The sequence below is a fragment of the Collinsella sp. AM41-2BH genome, from assembly GCF_003468085.1.
Taxonomy (GTDB): domain Bacteria; phylum Actinomycetota; class Coriobacteriia; order Coriobacteriales; family Coriobacteriaceae; genus Collinsella.
Genome location: NZ_QSGH01000009.1, coordinates 1 through 17984, shown reverse-complemented (window position 1 = coordinate 17984; position 17984 = coordinate 1). Strand labels below are relative to the sequence as shown.

At 46.1% G+C, this 17984-nt stretch carries 15 protein-coding genes and 1 pseudogene; 15 read left to right on the top strand and 1 reads right to left on the bottom strand.

All coding sequences use genetic code 11. From position 1 onward, the window contains the following. Window positions 1-15 precede the first annotated feature (15 nt). From DW899_RS05925 to DW899_RS05875, 12 genes are all read left to right on the top strand, one after another. Window positions 16-681: a sugar transferase gene (locus tag DW899_RS05925; protein WP_233539921.1), complete on the top strand. Its 666-nt coding sequence runs from the start codon at window positions 16-18 to the stop codon at window positions 679-681. Further along, entirely contained in the window at window positions 682-1515 is an 834-nt protein-coding gene (locus DW899_RS05920) for a glycosyltransferase (protein WP_117800311.1), read from the top strand. A gap of 8 nt (window positions 1516-1523) precedes the next feature. Further along, window positions 1524-2651, top strand: coding sequence for a polysaccharide pyruvyl transferase family protein (locus DW899_RS05915; RefSeq protein ID WP_117800310.1), 1128 nt, complete (start codon window positions 1524-1526; stop codon window positions 2649-2651). Window positions 2652-2695: 44 nt separating this feature from the next. Next, window positions 2696-3688, top strand: a complete 993-nt coding sequence (locus tag DW899_RS05910; RefSeq protein WP_158566580.1) for a nitroreductase family protein — start codon at window positions 2696-2698, stop codon at window positions 3686-3688. 1 nt (window position 3689) lies between these two features. Beyond that, entirely contained in the window at window positions 3690-4829 is a 1140-nt protein-coding gene (locus DW899_RS05905; protein ID WP_199570277.1) for a glycosyltransferase, read from the top strand. A 213-nt stretch (window positions 4830-5042) separates the two neighbouring features. After that, window positions 5043-5993: a glycosyltransferase family 2 protein gene (locus DW899_RS05900; protein ID WP_117800307.1), complete on the top strand. Its 951-nt coding sequence runs from the start codon at window positions 5043-5045 to the stop codon at window positions 5991-5993. 209 nt (window positions 5994-6202) lie between these two features. Beyond that, on the top strand, window positions 6203-7225 hold the full coding sequence (locus DW899_RS10470; RefSeq protein ID WP_369832243.1) for an O-antigen ligase family protein: 1023 nt from the start codon (window positions 6203-6205) through the stop codon (window positions 7223-7225). Further along, complete coding sequence (locus DW899_RS05895) at window positions 7215-8678, top strand: lipopolysaccharide biosynthesis protein (RefSeq protein ID WP_158556518.1); 1464 nt, start codon at window positions 7215-7217, stop codon at window positions 8676-8678. Before DW899_RS10470 ends, DW899_RS05895 begins: the two co-directional genes overlap by 11 nt. Then, complete coding sequence (locus DW899_RS05890) at window positions 8678-9790, top strand: polysaccharide pyruvyl transferase family protein (RefSeq protein WP_117800306.1); 1113 nt, start codon at window positions 8678-8680, stop codon at window positions 9788-9790. The genes DW899_RS05895 and DW899_RS05890 overlap by 1 nt, the downstream gene beginning before the upstream one ends. Continuing rightward, on the top strand, window positions 9787-10785 hold the full coding sequence (locus DW899_RS05885; RefSeq protein ID WP_117800305.1) for a Coenzyme F420 hydrogenase/dehydrogenase, beta subunit C-terminal domain: 999 nt from the start codon (window positions 9787-9789) through the stop codon (window positions 10783-10785). Before DW899_RS05890 ends, DW899_RS05885 begins: the two co-directional genes overlap by 4 nt. Further along, window positions 10782-11003 carry a 4Fe-4S binding protein gene (locus tag DW899_RS10885; RefSeq protein WP_117800304.1) on the top strand — a complete coding sequence of 74 codons (222 nt, stop codon included), beginning with the start codon at window positions 10782-10784 and terminating at the stop codon, window positions 11001-11003. Before DW899_RS05885 ends, DW899_RS10885 begins: the two co-directional genes overlap by 4 nt. 36 nt (window positions 11004-11039) lie before the next feature. Then, window positions 11040-11774 carry a DapH/DapD/GlmU-related protein gene (locus DW899_RS05875; RefSeq protein WP_117800303.1) on the top strand — a complete coding sequence of 245 codons (735 nt, stop codon included), beginning with the start codon at window positions 11040-11042 and terminating at the stop codon, window positions 11772-11774. A 171-nt stretch (window positions 11775-11945) separates the two neighbouring features. Here DW899_RS05875 and DW899_RS05870 read toward each other — a convergent pair. Next, window positions 11946-12158: pseudogene (locus tag DW899_RS05870) on the bottom strand (transposase); the annotation flags it as partial. Between the two features lie 404 nt (window positions 12159-12562). Between DW899_RS05870 and DW899_RS05865 the strand changes: the two are divergent. From DW899_RS05865 to DW899_RS10465, 3 genes are all read left to right on the top strand, one after another. After that, entirely contained in the window at window positions 12563-14902 is a 2340-nt protein-coding gene (locus tag DW899_RS05865) for a hypothetical protein (protein WP_117800301.1), read from the top strand. A 182-nt stretch (window positions 14903-15084) separates the two neighbouring features. After that, window positions 15085-16023, top strand: coding sequence for a hypothetical protein (locus tag DW899_RS05860; protein ID WP_117800300.1), 939 nt, complete (start codon window positions 15085-15087; stop codon window positions 16021-16023). Between the two features lie 453 nt (window positions 16024-16476). Continuing rightward, window positions 16477-17748: a hypothetical protein gene (locus DW899_RS10465; protein ID WP_147349728.1), complete on the top strand. Its 1272-nt coding sequence runs from the start codon at window positions 16477-16479 to the stop codon at window positions 17746-17748. The last annotated feature ends 236 nt before the right edge of the window (window positions 17749-17984 follow it).

Below are 17984 nucleotides of genomic sequence, written 5' to 3'. Positions count from 1 at the left end.
GAGAGCCGTGCATCTATGGGGGACGCACTGCTTTTCGATCAGATAAAGCCGAGCGGCACGCTTGGGTATCGCATTGTTAAGAGGCTGTTTGACCTTGTGTTCAGTCTTTTGATGAGTGTTCTGCTGCTAATTCCTGTTGCTGCGGTGTGTGCACTCATTAGGCTTGAATCGTCCGGTAGCCCTATGTATGCACAAGAGCGCATTGGCAAGGGTGGAAAGACAATCAAGATCTTCAAGCTTCGCAGTATGGTTACAGATGCTGGCGATGTTCATAAGTACTTGAGCCCCGAGCAGCTGCATCAGTGGGAAGTCGAGCGTAAGGTCGACGATGATCCCCGTATTACCAAGGTCGGTCAATTCATCCGTAAGTGCTCAATTGACGAGATGCCGCAGTTCCTGAACGTGCTGAACGGTGACCTTTCCGTCATCGGACCGCGTCCCATTACAAGAGACGAACTTGAGCAGCACTTTTCGGACGAGGAAAAGGCTGAGTTGCTTTCTGTCCAGCCCGGCATCACGGGTTTATGGCAGGCAACCGACCGCAATGCTGCGACGTTCGAGAGCGGTCTGCGTCAAAAAATTGAACTTCATTACGTGCGCAACCGCTGCTTTCGCATGGATTGGAAGTGCTTTACTGGCACCTTTGGCGCCATGTTCGGCAAGAAGAGGACGGGGCGATAGATGACCACTTCAGTCGCCACGACCGCTTATAGCGTATTAATGAGTATTTACAAAAAAGAAAACCCTACGTTTCTACGTCAGGCCCTCGACAGTATGCTCGCCCAGACCGTGCCTCCGACCGAGATTGTGATGGTTAAGGACGGTCCCTTGACCACTGAACTCGAGTCGGTACTTTTCGAATATAACTCGCAGTGGCCCGATCTGTTCAAATTTGTCTCCTACAGCGAGAACCATGGACTAGGATATGCTCTCCATAAGGGCGTGCTCTCCTGTTCTAATGAAATTGTTGCGCGTATGGACACCGATGACGTGGCGCGTCATGACCGTATGGAGAAGCAGCTTGCCGCTATTGAAAGTGGGCTCGATATGGTTGGTAGCGATGTCGTCGAGTTTATTGACTCTCCTGAGACGCCAATCGCTTCAACGAATTTGCCCAAGGGACTAGACAATATTCTCGCTTGCTCCAAGCGTCGAAATCCTTTCCGCCACCCACCTATGACGTTTAAAAAATCTAAGGTGCTGGAGGCTGGGAATTACAGCTCTGAATATCTTTATTTCGAAGATTGGGATTTATTTAACAGGATGCTAGCCAGTGGCTGCCGTGCAGATAACTTACCTGAACCACTTGTGGCGATGCGCGTGAGCTCCGATTTCTATGCTCGCAGAGGCGGCCCTTCGTATCTACCGCATATTTGGAAGTTCAAGTTTGCCCAATTGCGTACTGGCTGGTTTAGCCCTGTTGATTTTATTGCCTCATTTGTTCCGCATGCCGTTGTTTGCGCCATGCCTAACGGACTTCGCTCATTTGTTTATAAGAAATTACTCAGAAAGTAGGTTTGTGCATGTCTCGAAAAGTCGGAGTTATAACACTCCATAACTCGCCGAACTATGGTTCCTGCCTGCAGACCTATGCAACTCAGGTTGTTTTGGCTCGTGTGGGAGCGGATGCCGAAATAATTGATTACTACCGTAAGGATGCAATTCCCGAAAACGAAGTGGATCGTGCGCTTAACGGTCAGCTCGTAAAGAAGATGCCTATATTTAAGGTCCCTGGCGTCAAGCAGATTGCAAAAATACCTGTTTCTCGCATGGTTGCAAGGAGGCGCGCCCCCCTTGATGAGTTTAGGCATTCTAAGCTTGCGTTGACTAAGTGTTCATACTATTCCGCAGATGAGTTGGACGCGAATCCTCCGGCAGCAGATATCTACTGCACTGGTAGTGACCAAGTCTGGAATAGCATTTGGAATAATGGTTTTGACCGTGCTTTTTATCTTTCCTTTGCTCCCGAGGGGAAAAAGAAGATTGCCTATGCTGCGAGCATCGGCAAGGCCGTGCTCGAGGATTGGGAAGCTGAGCTGATGAGAAAGGCCCTCTCCTCTTACTCTTGTATCTCTGTTCGTGAGCAAGAGGCGGCTGACCTTCTTGATTCTATCGGTGTCCATGGAGCCGTGCCTGTTATCGATCCCACGCTCATGTTGAATCGTGATGATTGGGAAGCAATTGCGGATGGTTGGTTTTCTCCGGAACCCTATATTCTGGTTTATCAGCTGAACCGTAATGCTGAGTTCGATTCTTATGTGCAAAAGGTCGCCAAGAAGACTGGTCTCAAGGTTATGCGAATTGCATACGGTGTGCATGAGAAGCGTTCTGGCGAGAATGCTGTTATATGTCCTTCCGTGGGAAGGTTCCTTTCGCTGTTCCTTGGCGCCGAAATTGTCATTACGGACTCGTTCCATGGAACTGCCTATTCCGTAAATCTTGGAAAGAAGTTTGTCGCCATCAGCCCTGGTCGTTTTAACGGAAGAATATCAAACCTATTAAATATGACTAATCTTGACAATCATTTGTTGGATGACTTTGGAAATTTGACGATTTCTGAACTTGATTACGACTCCAATTCGGTTCAGGCACAGCTTAATTTCAAACGAAATGAAGCCTTTTCTTTTATTGAAAAGGCCTTGGATATTTAGGAAATATGATGGGAAATATATCGGTTTCTGCTTTAAAGGATCATTTGCCTGATCCTGTCATGGGGGTTGCGAGGGCCATTTTTAATGGCTATCCAAGTTTGCTCGCTGCTTCAATGCGGCAGGCGGTACGGTTCGGGAAGTCTTATTCTCGAAACAAGATCAAATATGTAGAGCAAGCAGAAGCTCATATAATTTATTGCACCCATCAGCTTGAAAAAGGTTTGAGCCACGAGGGCTTTCGTGCGGGATTTGGAGTGAAGGTCCTCGCCGAACTCTCTCGCTACATGCATGTCTTTGAAGATATGGGTGGAAGTACGGATAGCCTGGTCTATCAATCCGCCTTGGGTGCACTAATCGAATATCGTGACAGACATAAGTATAGTTCTGAATACACGCATATGTTTAAGCAAGCAATTGGCGACCAGCTGTTTTCTAAACTGGATTCAAAACCTTTATATCCCGGTGGAAGCTGCAAAATCGCTCATGATTTTGCTGGGGCAGGCATTATTCCAGGTTCTGTTGACGAGCTATTAAGTAACCGTCATTCTGTTAGGGAGTATTCTGATACACCTGTTTCGTTGACAAAGGTCATTAATGCTATCGAGACGGCCACCAAAGCTCCGTCTGCATGCAATCGACAACCAACAAGAGTTCGGATTATCAATAACCAGGAACTCATCAATAAGACATTAGGAATTACAAGTGGATTCAGAGGCTACGCGATGCCTCCAATGCTCGTCGTGTTGACGGTTGATAATCGGGTTTACTTTGGACCACAAGAACGCAACGAGGGTTTTGTTGATGGCGGCATTTTTGCAATGGCGTTATTGCTGGCTCTTGAAGAGCAAGGTTTGGCTTCTTGTCCGCTCAATACAATGCTAAGGCAAGGTCCTGAAAAAGCGATTCGAGGTCTATTGAAACTACCCTATTGGGAGGAATTGATCATGCTGATTTCCATAGGGAATTATTCAAAGAATGCCCAATCATGCGTTTCTACTCGTTTTCATGCCGACGCAATTGTTACGGTGGTTGACTAGCTTGATTACCTCATCTCCAATTCATGTTCTCCAAGTGGTTCCCTCATTAAGCCGTTCTGCCGGTGTTTCTCAATTTGTTCATAACATGTCTTTGGGCATTGATGAACATCGTGTTGTTTTTGATTATCTACACCATGCAACATTGAATGGTAAACCCTTGCGTGACTGCACTTATGATCAGGAACTTATTGCACACGGTTCTCGTGTCTATACGGTGTCTTATGCTTCTGCGGGGCTTGGCCGGTTCATTAAAGAAGTCGAAGAGTTTTTCGTTAAGCATGGACGCGAGTACGACATCGTGCATTGTCATATGCCCAACTCGGCTTTTTGCGTTCTCAGGGAGGCTAAGCGTGCCGGTATCGAACATCGTGTCCTACATAGTCATCTGAATAGTTCATCTGACAACGTTCTTCATCGTGTTCGAAATGCTCCGTTGATTGCGTGGGGCAAAAGGTATGCAACTGATGGGGTGGCGTGCTCTGATGAAGCTGGTAAATACCTGTTTGGAAACAAGCCGTTTACTGTAATGAAAAATGGAATCGTACTCAGCAATTTTGCATATGACGATAGATCCAATGCTTCATTGCGTGCTGAGTTCTGCATTGGCAATAGTGACCCCGTTATTGGAAGTGTCGGTCGTTTTGTTAAGCAAAAGAACTTTGAGTTCGGCGTCAGGGTTTTTGCCGAGCTGAAGCGTTGTTTGCCATCTGCAAAGTGGGTGATTTTGGGGACTGGTGACGGCACAGGTAGAGTCAGGGCCCTCGCGGATGAACTCGGCGTAGGGGATTCCATCATCATGCCGGGTGTACGCGTTGATGTCGCTCGTTTCTACTCACTGTTCGATGCTTTCTTTATGCCTTCGCTGTACGAGGGGCTTCCTGTCTCTGCTGTTGAGGCGCAGGCTTCAGGGCTTCGGTGCGTATTATCGACTGGCGTTCCTGAGGAAAGCGATATTACGGGCAGTGGCAGGTTCGTTGGACTTGATAGGCCTTCTGCTGAATGGGTATCCGCTCTTGTCGACACTCTTGCCCAGGGGCGTGATGACCGGGCGGCTAATAAATTGGCTTTGGCTGGGTACTCTGCAGAAACCAATGCAGAAAATTTAATGGAGTTTTACGAGGGGCTTCTGTGCGGACTATGACCTAGCTTATCAAATCTTCTTTTGAAGTATCGCTAATAGTGCTCGACCCTGGGCGCTAATTGCGTTAACTATTCGAGCAGTTGATTTACGGTGATTTTTCGCTCTTATTTAACAATCGCTCAATCGCGCGACATCGTGATGTTTCTGCGTTTGTTGCCAGCTGTTTGCGTCTGCACATCATTTTCTCTGTTGGATAATTGAACGGAGCTCTATATGGATTCTAGGCCCTTAATTAGTGTTGTTGTCCCAGTTTATAACGTTGTTGAATATCTAGAAGAATGCGTTAGCAGCCTAACGAACCAATCATTTGGAGACATTGAAATCATTCTTGTCGATGATGGGTCAACCGATGGCTCTTCTACGATGTGTGATGACCTTGAAAAATCCGATGAGAGAATTCGAGTCATTCATAAGGAAAACGGCGGTCTTTCTGATGCCCGTAACACGGGCATTCGATTCGCGACAGGCGAGTACTTGTCGTTCATTGATAGCGATGATTGGCTGAGTTTGAATGCATTTGCATGTTGTGTTCCTTATTTGAATGATTCTGACATCGTCGTGTTTGGAATTGTGAAAGAGATCGGTGGCGTGGTCGTTAAAGAACTCAAGCCGAGAACTACCGCCTCTCTTTCAAATGCTCAAGCATTAGAGCAGTTGAATTGCTTTGGAGGTATAGATGTTAGTGCGTGCAATAAAATATATAGGAAAACCCTCTTTAACGATATTGTCTATCCAGTGGGCAAGTATTGTGAAGACTGCTACACAACCTTTCGCATTATTGATTTAGCTAGTTCCATAGTTACATTGCCACATTCCTTTTATCACTATCGCATGAGAGATGGAAGCATCACTCATGCTGTGCCTTTTCATGAGGAATTTATTGAGGCAGCTCTAATTCAACTTGATTACTTTAAACGTCATCATCCAGAGCTTGTTGATGTTGCTTTTGGCTACTGTGGTTTTGCATATCTTACTAAGTTGAATTGTCTAATTAAATATGATGCTGATTGCAATGAAATTAAAAAAGTGTGTTCAGAATTAAGAAAATTCAATTCATCCATTCAGCATTGCAAGTCCATTCCAACGATCAAAAGGCTGCAGTTCGCCATCGCTTCGATGTTTCCAAGTGCTTATTCGTTTGTATTTCGGAGGAAAGCGAAGTGAGTTTTCTAAATCGTAAATTAACGTTAGAGCCCGTGATTGCTGTCATTGTATTCCATGCGTGCATCCTCAGGGTTGTGTATATCGCTAACTATAATTCGTACGCGTTAGCAATGTGTCTTCCTGTTATCGCTTATCTATTGATTAACTATCGATCAATTCCCAATCGATTCTTTCGATTTAACTTGTTCGTAGTGGGTATGTGCTGCTTGATGCTGTTCTCTTCGTTGGTTAACTCTGGTTATAACTTTCGTGGTGCATTTTTGTTCGCATTAAAGGTGCTACTTCTGTTTTTATTTTTAGAATGTCAGTGCTCAAAGAACCGTCTCTTTGAGACGGCCCTGATTTTTTGCGCACTCTCTTATTTGTATTTGATTTTAGTGTACCTATCTGTCTGCCAAGACAGCCTGATTGCTTATAAAAACGGCCTAAATTATCTTGTTGGATCGAAGTTTTCTGTCAGCTATTTATCGATTTTTGCATGCGGAATGCTCATGTTTATTTGCCGACAAGAGTGTTTAAGCACGAGCTTCCTTTCCAAGCTAATAATGCTTGCTGGATTCGCGTTCTCCCTCTTTATGACTAGCTTTGTTCACTGCAATACTGGTTCAATCGGATTGACGCTGTTTGGATTGTTTTGCTGTCTCAGGGCTTCTATTTCCAGGATTGTCTACAAGCCTTCGGTGGTTCTTACTGTCGCGTTGGTTTCAGCGCTTTCGCTTCTTCTATTTTCGGAAATTATTACTTCGAATGAAGCAGTTCGATCTTTTATTACCGACGCACTTAATAGGGACCCTTCTTTAAGCGGACGCACGTTGGTCTATAGTCGTGTTCTTCGATATGTTAGAGGGGGTTTCTTATTCGGCTACGGCTACAATTCCGTTTACGCTTTATTGGGCCAGTCTATTGCGATTAGTTCTGATTGGTTTGCCGCTGATGCGCAGGATGCATTACTCGAATATCTGCTGTATTTTGGCATTGTGGGCCTATTGTTTCTTCTGACATTGATTGCCTTAGTATTTTCGTCAGCCAAGCGATCGTCTGATTCGTGCCGCTATGGGAGCTTTCCTTTTATAATAGCGATTTATGTTTTTTTGATACTTGGATCTGCTGAAATAACAATTAATATGTATTTTTTTGCATTTCTCGCCTTCTTAAATTCGCTAACAGTCGATAACGAACGTGATGGAAATCCGGGTGAAGTAAATGGAGGTGGAATTCTTTATGGCATTTAATGGATGTATTGGTTTTAAGCAAATAGACCAATTCCGTAAGTCATATTCAACCCTTTCAAAGGCTAAACGCGCAACTTTTTGGATTACTTTCTGCAGCTTTCTGCAGAAAGGTATTTCCTTCATAACGTTACCTATCTTTACACGCCTTCTGTCTGTTGCTGACTATGGCACTGTCAGCATTTATTCGGGCTGGGAGTCCGTTGCGACGTATCTTGTAACGTTCGGCGTTACATACGGTGGTTTTAATAATGCAATGATCAAGTTTCGTGATGATAAGGAGGGCTATACCTCATCTCTGCTTGGTCTTATTTTGGTCATTGGTTTGATTTGGCTGCTTGTTTGTGTCACATTTTCAACATCAGTTGTAAACTTGGTTGGCTTGCCAGTCTATCTGATTGCTTTCCTTTTTATCGAAGTTATTTCGAGATCAGTTTATGACATCTGGGTATCTCGAATGAAATTTGATTACGAGTACAGGAAGATGGTCAAAGCTTCTCTTTTAATGGGGTTGTTATGTCCGATTGCTGCTGTCTCACTGCTTATTCTGGTGCCTAACAAAGTTGTGGGGCGTATCGGCGGCTTTATTCTTGTTGAGCTATTGTATGCAGTAGTACTTGGAATTTCGCTTCTTAAAAAAGGTAAAGTCTTCTTTAACAAGGCTTATTGGAAATTCACGCTCATCTTCAATATTCCGCTACTTCCGCATTATTTATCACAAGTGGTATTAAGCGCTTCTGATCGGATGATGATTGGACAAATGTGCAGCGCGGGGGATGCGGGTATCTACAGCATTGCTTACTCAGCAGGAATGTTGATGACCATATTTACTAACTCTCTGATTGCAACCGTGGTTCCCTGGCTATATCGCAGATTGAATGAAAGCGATTTTAAACGGATCTCTTCGATGAGTTACAAGCTGCTGTTGATTATTGCTGCGGTAATCTTAGGAATCGATATTCTGGCTCCTGATATTGTCACCATTTTGGCCCCAAAAGAGTATTCTGATGCCATGGGTCTAGTCCCAGTTATTGCTGCAAGTGTCTTCTTTATGTTTATTTACAGTTATTGCTCAAATATTGAGTTCTTTTATGAACAAACCAGGCTTGCAACGATTGCCTCTGTCTCTGCGGCTGGTCTAAATCTAATTTTGAATTATCTATTGATACCGGTATTTGGATATCGTGCTGCCGGATACACAACGTTGATTTGCTACATTTCTTTGGCACTATTCCATTATTTCTTTGCGCAGAGAGTAGTGAAAAAGAATAACGACACATGTGTTTTCAACGGAGTTCAGATTTGGTCGATCGCCGCTATCTTTTGCGTCTCATCACTTCTGATTTCTTATTTTTACCACTTGGCGTTTCTGAGATATGCAGTGGTTCTGGCGCTTCTGATAATCGCTGTTAAATATCGTGATCTCATCTTGGTAAGGTTGAAGGAGTTTTTCTGATGCGTCCTAAGATTATCGTTTCGACAATTATTGATTCTCACAATTATGGAACGGTTTTACAAGCGGTGGCAACAAATGATGCTTTGATGCCTTATGGTGACCCTTGCTTTGTAGATTACTGCCGTCCCCAGTGGACGAGAAAAGGATGGAGGAGGGGCCAGCTTCGAAATCCGAACTTTCTTAAAGGTCTTTGCATGCTGGTTGCTAAATATCCAGTATGGATTAAGTCTGAAGGGGTTTTTCGCTCTTTCGTGGAAAAGCACTTGAGATTGATTGATTCTGCACCGTTTATTAATGGTGGACACTTTGATAAAAAGGCGGTGTATTGCGTCGGTAGTGATCAGACTTGGAATATTGAATGTAATAACGGCATTGATCCAGTATATTTCCTTCAGAACGTTCCGGACGATTGCAAAAAAATATCCTTTTCAGCAAGTTTTGGGCGCCCCGCTTTAGATGAAGCGGAGAGCGCTCTCACCAAGTCCCTGCTTGAGCCATTTAGTGCAATTTCTGTTCGCGAAAGCTCAAGTGTTTCTATTCTTGAGAATATGGGACTTCGCGGAATTGCCCTAAAGGACCCTGTGTTGCTTTGTCGACCGGAACTGTGGCATGAGCTTGCTACCCATGTCCCAGCCTCGACTGAGAGCTATGTGCTCGTCTATATGCTTAACCAGAATTCGGAGATGTGCTCTTTCGCTCGTAAGCTTGCTGAACGTGAGGGGATGCGGGCCCGTATTGTGACATTCAATCCTTTGAAGCGTGCTCCAGAGGGCTTGGAGGGTGTCTGTCTTCCTAAGCCGGAGGAATGGGTAGCTTTATTCCGCGATGCGTCGTATGTGGTGACAGACTCTTTCCATGGTACTTGTTTCTCACTCCTATTTGAGCATCCTATGATTGTGTTCGACCCGCCAAAATTCTCGGTCCGCCTTAAAGATGTGCTAGCTGACTTCGGCCTTGCCGACAGGCGCGTTTCCGAGGACTGCGATCCTATGCATTTAGCCGCAGAGCCGATTAATTGGGATTCTGTCAGGACTAAAAAGGAAGAATTCTCCGGCGAGGCCAAGGCTTTCCTTGACGGTGTTTTCGGAGTTTCCAAGAGGGCTGATGTATGACGAATCTAGATAAGACCTGTCTTGCTGCGGTTGATGCGGACAAGGACGAACTCATGCTCTCTTCATCTGGTGGGGCTTTTTCCGTTCTGGCGAGAATGACGCTTTCCCACGGGGGCACCGTGTACGGACATGCTTTCGACGAGGGTATGCATGTTGGCTGCGTGCGCGTCGACAGCCTCGACGGTCTCGCAGCCCTTCGAGGATCAAAATACGTTCAGAGCGACATGGGCGATTCTATGTCGCTCGTTAGAGATGATCTGAAGGCTGGGCGCGAGGTTCTCTTTAGCGGAACGCCCTGCCAGGTGGATGGGTTGCTTGCGTTTTTAGGCGGGACACAGGATGGGCTACTTACGGTAGACATCGTCTGCCATGGAGTTCCGAGCCAATCGTTTTTTAGCGATTGTCTGAAGTGGGAGTTCGCTGGCAGTCGGTTGGATAGTGTCAGATTTCGCGACAAGCGAGAAGGTTGGGGTTGCGGAGGCGGTACTACTACTACTACTACCCCTGTTTTTCATAGGCTTGTTACGAGGGATAGGCCGTTTTCTCCCGAGATTTCGTTCTATTACAGACGTTTTCTTTCTGGCGACGTTTATCGCGAGAGCTGCTACCGGTGTCCTTATGCCGGTGGAGAACGTCCCGGAGACTTTACTATCGGTGACTTCTGGGGGATTGACGTTGACGCCTCGGGCCTTGATCCTAGGCACGGGATTTCCGTCATTATCGCCAATACTGAAAAGGCCGAAATGCTCATTCCTTATATAAAGGAAGAGACTGCTTGGGCGGAACGCCCACTCGAGGAGGCTATTCTAGGCAACGATCAGCTTATGCACCCTACGTCGCGACCGAAGGCGCGCGACATCATACTGGATCGTTGGCTAGAGGAGGGTGTCGACGTACTTGAGAGCGAGTATCAACGCTCAGTTAAATTTTCATCTAAAAAGTGGCTCGCAAAGAGATCTGTTAAGAAATTCTTGAAAGGAGTGCTCGGCAGATGATGGAAAAGAGTATTCCTGTTTTGTTCGCGGACGACTCCGAATGCTGTGGTTGTGGCGCTTGCGTTGCCGTGTGCCCAAAAGGGGCCATTAGCATGGTTCCGAACCGTTACGGGTTTCTGTATCCCAAGATCGAAGAAGATGCTTGTGTGCGCTGTGGTAAATGCCTTAGTGTTTGCAGGTTCAAGAAGAGGCTGAGGAATACTTCGAATTGTAAGTAATCCATAGGGGCAATAGAGGTGGAAGGAGTTCCAACAATGGGGATTAAACAAGCGATAAAAAAAATTGTGATGGGACCAAAGGCTTCATCTCAGGATTATGTCAATTATCTCCGATCTAATGGTATGGTCATCGGCAACAACACCGTTATTTACTCACCGAATAATTGTGTTATTGATCAGACCCGACCTTGGATGATTGAGATTGGGGACAATGTTTCTATTACTACCGGAGTAACCATTCTGACGCATGGCTACGACTGGAGCGTTTTCAAAGGGATATATGGGGATGTTCTTGGTAGCGCTGGTCGCGTAAAGATTGGAAACAATGTTTTTATCGGCATGAACTCGACTATCCTAAAGGGTGTAACCATTGGCAACAACGTTGTGATCGGCGCGAACTCTCTTATTAATAAGAATGTTCCTGACAATTCTGTTGTCGTAGGCAATCCTCAACGTATCGTTTGTGATATTGATTCTTACCTTGAAAAACGGCGTGCGGCACAGGTCACTGAGGCTGCGGACCTTTATGGTTGTTGGAAAAGGAACTCACCAGATGGCAAACGGGGGGGGGTACCTCCGAAGGAGATTTTCTCCGAATTCTTTTGGCTTTTCGAGTCACGGACAGAGGGCAATTTGAGCGACTCTTCGTTCGAGTCCGTAATGGAATTGCGTGGTACGCGCGAGCTTAGCTTTTCGAGGTTCATGCAACTTGAACCTGAATTCGATTCTTATGAAGACTTTATTGATTGTCTCGAAGAGACGCTTAGATGATTTGCGCGTTCACGTCGAAAATGTTGAGTAAGGACGGCCCCCTGGCGTCCGCTTATCGAGATAATAGCTTTCGTTCTAGAAGAATGGATGCCACCCAAGGTTCGGCGGCGAGGTCGGTACCGTCAAGAATCTTTCGCAAATTGATTTAACCGGCCTCAGCGCCGACCTCTTCTAGCCCTCTGCCTTTCCCCTCAGCTCGTCCATCTCCTCTAGTTTGGACATGTCCAGGCACCTCCTCTTGCCCCATTCGTGCCCCGTTATGTACTTCAGCATCGCCGTCACCAGTATGAGGGCACAGTTGCCGTCCGGGAAGGTCCCGACGACCCTCGTCCTCTTCCTGATCTCGCGCCTGATTCGCTCGATCCCGTTGTTCGTCCTGTTCCGGCTCAACGCACTCGCTCCCAGAGCTTGAGCACTACTTAGATAGACCACAAGTTGTGTGCTCTGACTGCATGCTCACTAGGCTTCCGTTTGACGAAAATTATTAGACTTCTGCGCTCCTCAAAAGTGTCAGGGAGTACTATTACCTCGGGCGTTCACTGCCTGGTGCATGACGTTAACATCCGCTTGTTGACCTTTCAATTTGGTCGATTGTTTATTGGGGGTTGCCATGCCGGTTAACCGATCTTTGGGTGCAAACGATAAATAACGTTCTTAAATTGTTGCTGAGTGAAGGACCAATGTCCCCAGTATTATTCACCTGTAGGGGCCGAGCATTTGGGCTCTTTTTGCTTTAGCACACCGTATTAGTACGAATGGGTTGTTCTTCTCTTATAAGGATGTTAATAATGAGTGATTCCATAGAAGACAGCAATCAGGAAGAGCTCGAATGGCTTCTATTTGAGCTTGATGAAGCCCGCGAAGACCAAAGAGTATCTTTGGATCATATTGTTCAGGTCCTTGTTGCCTGTATTGCTGCACTTGCCATTTTGTATTCTGTTGCGGCCGGATTTGGCGGTAATGAAAATACGATTCCCTGGAAGAATGAGGGAATCGCTACGATTGCGGCCTGTGTGATTCTTGTAGCGGGATTTTACGGCTCTAGCATTGGCCAGGAACGCATGTTTCGCTATCACTATATGGAAATGATTGAAGAGAGGATTTCTGAGATAGTGCCAACAGGCAATAGGACTATTGCGCTGGGCTGGAACCGGTTTTCCTCTCGCTTAATCACTGCCAACATTCATCACCTAACTAATAGGGGTGCGCGTAGGCACTATGTGCATTTTGCACTTGCGCTTGTATCGCTTGTCATCGGGTGCGTTTTGCTTTCTTTGCTATTGCTGCTTACCGTGCATAATAAATGGGTCAGGCTTCTACTGCCGCTGGTTGTTATGTCCGCTCTTATATATCTTTTGTACTGCTATTTCATAGCTACTGACTTTAGTCGGCTGACGTTTAATGAGATATTAAGCCTTAATGTAAATGGTGTCCCTAAGGAATATCGAGCGAGTAGTGGTGGGGTGTCTGAGGATAATAGGCCGGGTCACTATTTCTCGCAATTTAGAGGTAAATTCCTTCGTCTGTTGTACACGCGTCCTCGCGATTCAATGAAAAGCTTCTTTTATTTAGGTGGGGCTTTGTTGGGTACTTCCCTGGGAGGAGGCTATTCTCTTGGAGAGTGGTTCTTCCGGTTCTTCTTGCTTGTGTTTGTCGTTGACATCTGTGGCTACCAAGCGCGTTATCTCATCAATGATATTAGGGGCATTGCGGAGGATAAGACAAACCCGCAGAGTGCAGGCAGAAATAGGCTTCCATTGCTTGGCGGCGGTAATGAGCGACATACAATAATTGTTGCAATGCTTGTTGTCGTTGCCAAGGCAATTGCCGCTTTCTTGGTTTGTGCGACTATATGGGCAGACGGTGCCACGTTAAATGGCGAGCCGGTTCTCGGTGACCATTACCTTGCCTTTATTCTGGGCTTTGCATACGTTTTGGTCTTCATTATTGCCTGCTTTTATGAGAGCGCTAGGGCTAAAGCTGAGCGACATTGGAGTGAGTATGTCCGGCGCCATGATGGGTCGCCGGTTTTGCGTGGGATGAACCTATTCAAATCTGCGAAATACTTCGGATACATTGATTCTAGAGAGGAGTCGCGCTCGCATGACGTCTTTAAGATGTGTTTTGAGACTCTTAGGATTGTTCTTTATGGATATCCGCTACGTTTTTGTGTCGGTCTTCTTGCTTTTGATCCGTATTTATTCGGACTCGTGTCCGGTGGAATTTCGGAGTTTCCTTATAGGGTAGGCATGCTGCTTCTCTTGATTGTTGCCTGCGTCTTGTATGGTTGTGCCTTTGTTTATATTACCTGGAGCTATGAGGCGTCTGCGGCCAAGAGGGCTTCTGCTATGAGCTGGCTGCAATTAAAGAAAGATGCTAAGGGGGTTATTTCGCCATCTATCAAGCAACCTCATGTAGTTGAATTCAAAAAGCCCCATATCGCGTATCTGGGCTATCGGCTAGGTTTGAGAGCGTGTGACCTTTACCCGCTGCGGGTGCGGTGGAGCTTGATTGAGCCTTGGAACTGGACAGCATTGCTTGCGGTCCTTCTTTTGCACTGGTTCTCCATTTGGCTTCTTCCCTGCTATTATTCATTTTTCTCCTTGGGATTAAGTGTTGTATTGTTTGCTTTGGCTGATTGTGTGCCCAACAAGGGTGTTCTTAGCATGGTTTTCACTGTTTCAATTGTTTTGATTATTCTTGAGTGCGTTGCATTGGTCGCCTCGCTTGTCTGTTCTGATTTTTACCTATCTGTTATCGAATTCCTCATGCGCAACTATTTGCCCTATGGGTTTATCGAGACTGCCCAAGATGGATCGCTGTTCGTCGGAGAATGGTTTGCTCAACTATGCTTAAGGCCCTTGATCTGGATTTCCCAGTCTCCGTATAACGCTCTTGCAATGACTGTCGTAGCGGTCATTGCCCAAACGTTCCTCGCGATTTATGCACTGTTTAGGAACATGAACTACTACGACATGAACGCACCGTTTCTTGAGAACTTCTTCAACACCGTTAAGGCTGCGGCGCTGAAGCTGTGCACAGCAATCTTGGGCGAACACGCGATGCAGGTGCTGCGCAAGAAGAAGGGGAGTGGCGATGAGGTGCAACCCTCCGCGAGTAGCGACTGAGAATAGGTCGAGAATGGGCGACTTGCTGTTTCGCGCGCATCGAACGGTCCAGGCCAGTTCAGTTGTAAGACGTTGGCGATATAAACTATTGAATCGAGCGCTGTAGCGACCGATTTCTCGTCCGCACAATTGGTCCGCGCCGCTTGTTATTCTATGGATCTACTCAATCATTAGGAGGTTCTATGGATGCAAATGAGATGGACGCCGAGGTCATTGATCGTGACCGTATTGAGGTGTTTGTTAGCTCTTCGATGAGCGATGAAGGCGATTTTAGCTGGCAGCAGCTGAGGGATGAGCTTAATCGCGCTTTGTTGAAATCGGATATCTTTAAACCCTTCGCAATCGAGTCCCATGCGAGCATTGAGCCATCATCGTCTTATTATCTTAATCGCTTAGTACAGAGCGATATAGTGATTGGAATCATACGGTCAGAATTGAGGCCAGGAACTAGTAAAGAGCTATATCGGGCTATCCAGCTCAGAAAGCCACTCATTCTCGTTAAGCTTGAAGGCGAGACATCGTCGGATATCGAGTCTCTGTTTCGTTATGTTAGGGAAATGGATGCGTGCACATATGTCGAATTGCCGAGTGATTCAGGTCTCGTTTCTTATCTGATGGATCAGCTTAATAATGTGATGGTAGATTTGTTTCACAATCGACGATTTGAAATTGAAGATGGTAAGCCGGCAGTTTTTGCAGACATTGCTCCGATCTCTATTCCCGAAGATGTTCTTGATGCTTTTGGCGCTTCTGTCGCCTTGATTTCAAAAAAATTTAACTACCATGCTGAATGGCTTGAGAGAAAGTCTGACAATCCTCACCTGTTCTTTCTTGGTGAGAAGGCGGTTGAGTGGCTACTTTATGGCACCCCCTTTTCGGTCGGTGCATTCAAGGCTGGCATTCTAGAGATTATGAAAGACAGCGGCATTCCCAGAGACACTCTTTCACTAAGGCTTGACGCCCTCGATGCTTCTATTGAAGGTCGCTATTCCAGGTGCTATGAATTACTTCAACTTGCTTGTGATTCAATAGAATCGAAAGATTGTTGGGCTTATGGTAATTGTTTAATTGACAAGCGGACTGTCGCTGGCATGCTTTCCGAATATGGATTCGGCACCTAGTGGTCAATTCAGAAACAAATTGATTCGCTCTCCGCTCCAGCCTATATTCCCCTTGCGCTTAAGTTCGAAGAGGAGGTGGGGACTGCTGTCTTAAACGCTTCGAGAGAGGCGAGGGCGGTTAATCCTTACACAACGATTCGACATGACGCTAGCCTTGCTTCCGTCATGTCGAATATATCGTGTTTGTTATTTAGTTCAATATTATGCGGGAGCATATCGAGCGCCTTATATTCTCGCAGCCTGCTTGCTAATTCGCTTATCGACTACTCCTCTATTTACAATCGGCCCGAACTCGAGCTCGAGGGAATTAAGCTGCTTGTTCTTCAGGGGGATGCTAAGGGCTTCGAGAATAGGTTTGCTTATAAGAGCGATGGTTTAAGGTCATATCTCCCCTCGTGTGCCGAGGAACTGTGGCATCTGACTACTTTAACGGCCCAGGCATATCGTCCGAGTATGATTTCCGTCGTCATTAAGGAGTGTGCGCCTTATTTTTCGGATGATACTATTTGCGATGCTTGGAACACGTTAAACGTTGCAGATGATTTTCGGCAATGTGAATCAAAATGGATTAAGGCGATCGGCATGATCAAGATGCGGGTTGATGAGAAGTCGCTTGTAAGCCTACTTTGTCAGGTTGTCGATCAACATTTATATACAGTCGCTTCTGATGTTTCGAACGTTATTGGCGGAATGGATTTAGACAAAATCGACAAAGAGCTCGTTGATCAACTGGGCAGTAGCCTTAAATCGAATTCTGATGAACTGCTTAAATACAATTTCTCTGCTGGCGTTTTCGGATGCGTTGAGAAGCGTTGTGGCTTTTCTATTTTGAGCGAAGAACAAGTGGGGCATCTTTCCACTGTTGAGCGGGGTTGTTATTTAGACAACAAATCTCCAGCATGCAATGCGGAAACGGCTTGTATCGATGAATTGCGCAGGCAATTCGACTCGAATAATCGTTCTGATTTTCACGCAGGGTTTTCCATTCGTCCCTCTTCTTTGCTATGTCGCTCACTCGATGATGTCCCTTCTGAGTCATTTAACGCATCCTTGGCTGGCGTGCTGGAGCATTGTCTTAAAGGGCTTCCGACATATCAAGGATCACCCTGCTCTGCAGGAGAGGCTATGTCCGTATTAAATAAGTTTGTATGTTGTTGCGTGCGCGATGGAAAGGCACTTCCCGTCGGTTGGACGGATTTAATTTCTGAACTTCCGGATGAGTGGCCCGAAGACCCGGTATTTAGAGAGCCTATATCAATGGACTCATGTGCATGGTCTGTAAGATGCTTAGCTCTAAAAGTTGCTACCGGCTTTGCAACAGACATAGAGTTCCTGACATTTGGTATTAAATTTGATGCCCTTACAGCCCCCGGTCAGCGTGCGTTTTTAGAAGTACTTGAGCAGCTGATTGTTTGTAATGCTATCTGCGATCAATACCGTGGCGTCGTTTCTGCAATCTGTTCGAGCGTTATGCTTAGTGAGGACTCTGCTGTGCGTGAACTATTGCTTGATAGCGTTGCTGCAGGCTATCGTAGATGGGAAGCGAGCTCTTTTAGCGATTTGGCGTTTCAATCGTTACACGATGTTTCCCCTAATGTTGCATTTAAGCTTGTGCGCTTATGCAAGGAGGGGAAATTCGATGATGCTACTCTCGAGCAGAAGTTACTTGGTGAGCTCTCGAGTGATTCCAACTGGTTTGTTCGCTGGCATGTTGCGAATGACTAGACGGAGGCTGCCTTCCTGAGCAGCTGCCTGTTCGAGCATTGCTTAATATCGCGATGCGGCACCGCCGATGACGCGTTTGAGCACCGGAGCTAACGTGGACTTCGGTGCTCTTTTGCTGCGACGCCTGATTGATAGCACCGATTTCGGTGCCTATTTGTTGCTATCAACCGACCTCGCAGCGCTGGCGTATGTCGGTGGTTGATTTCCGATCTCAACCGAACACATTGAGCTGATGG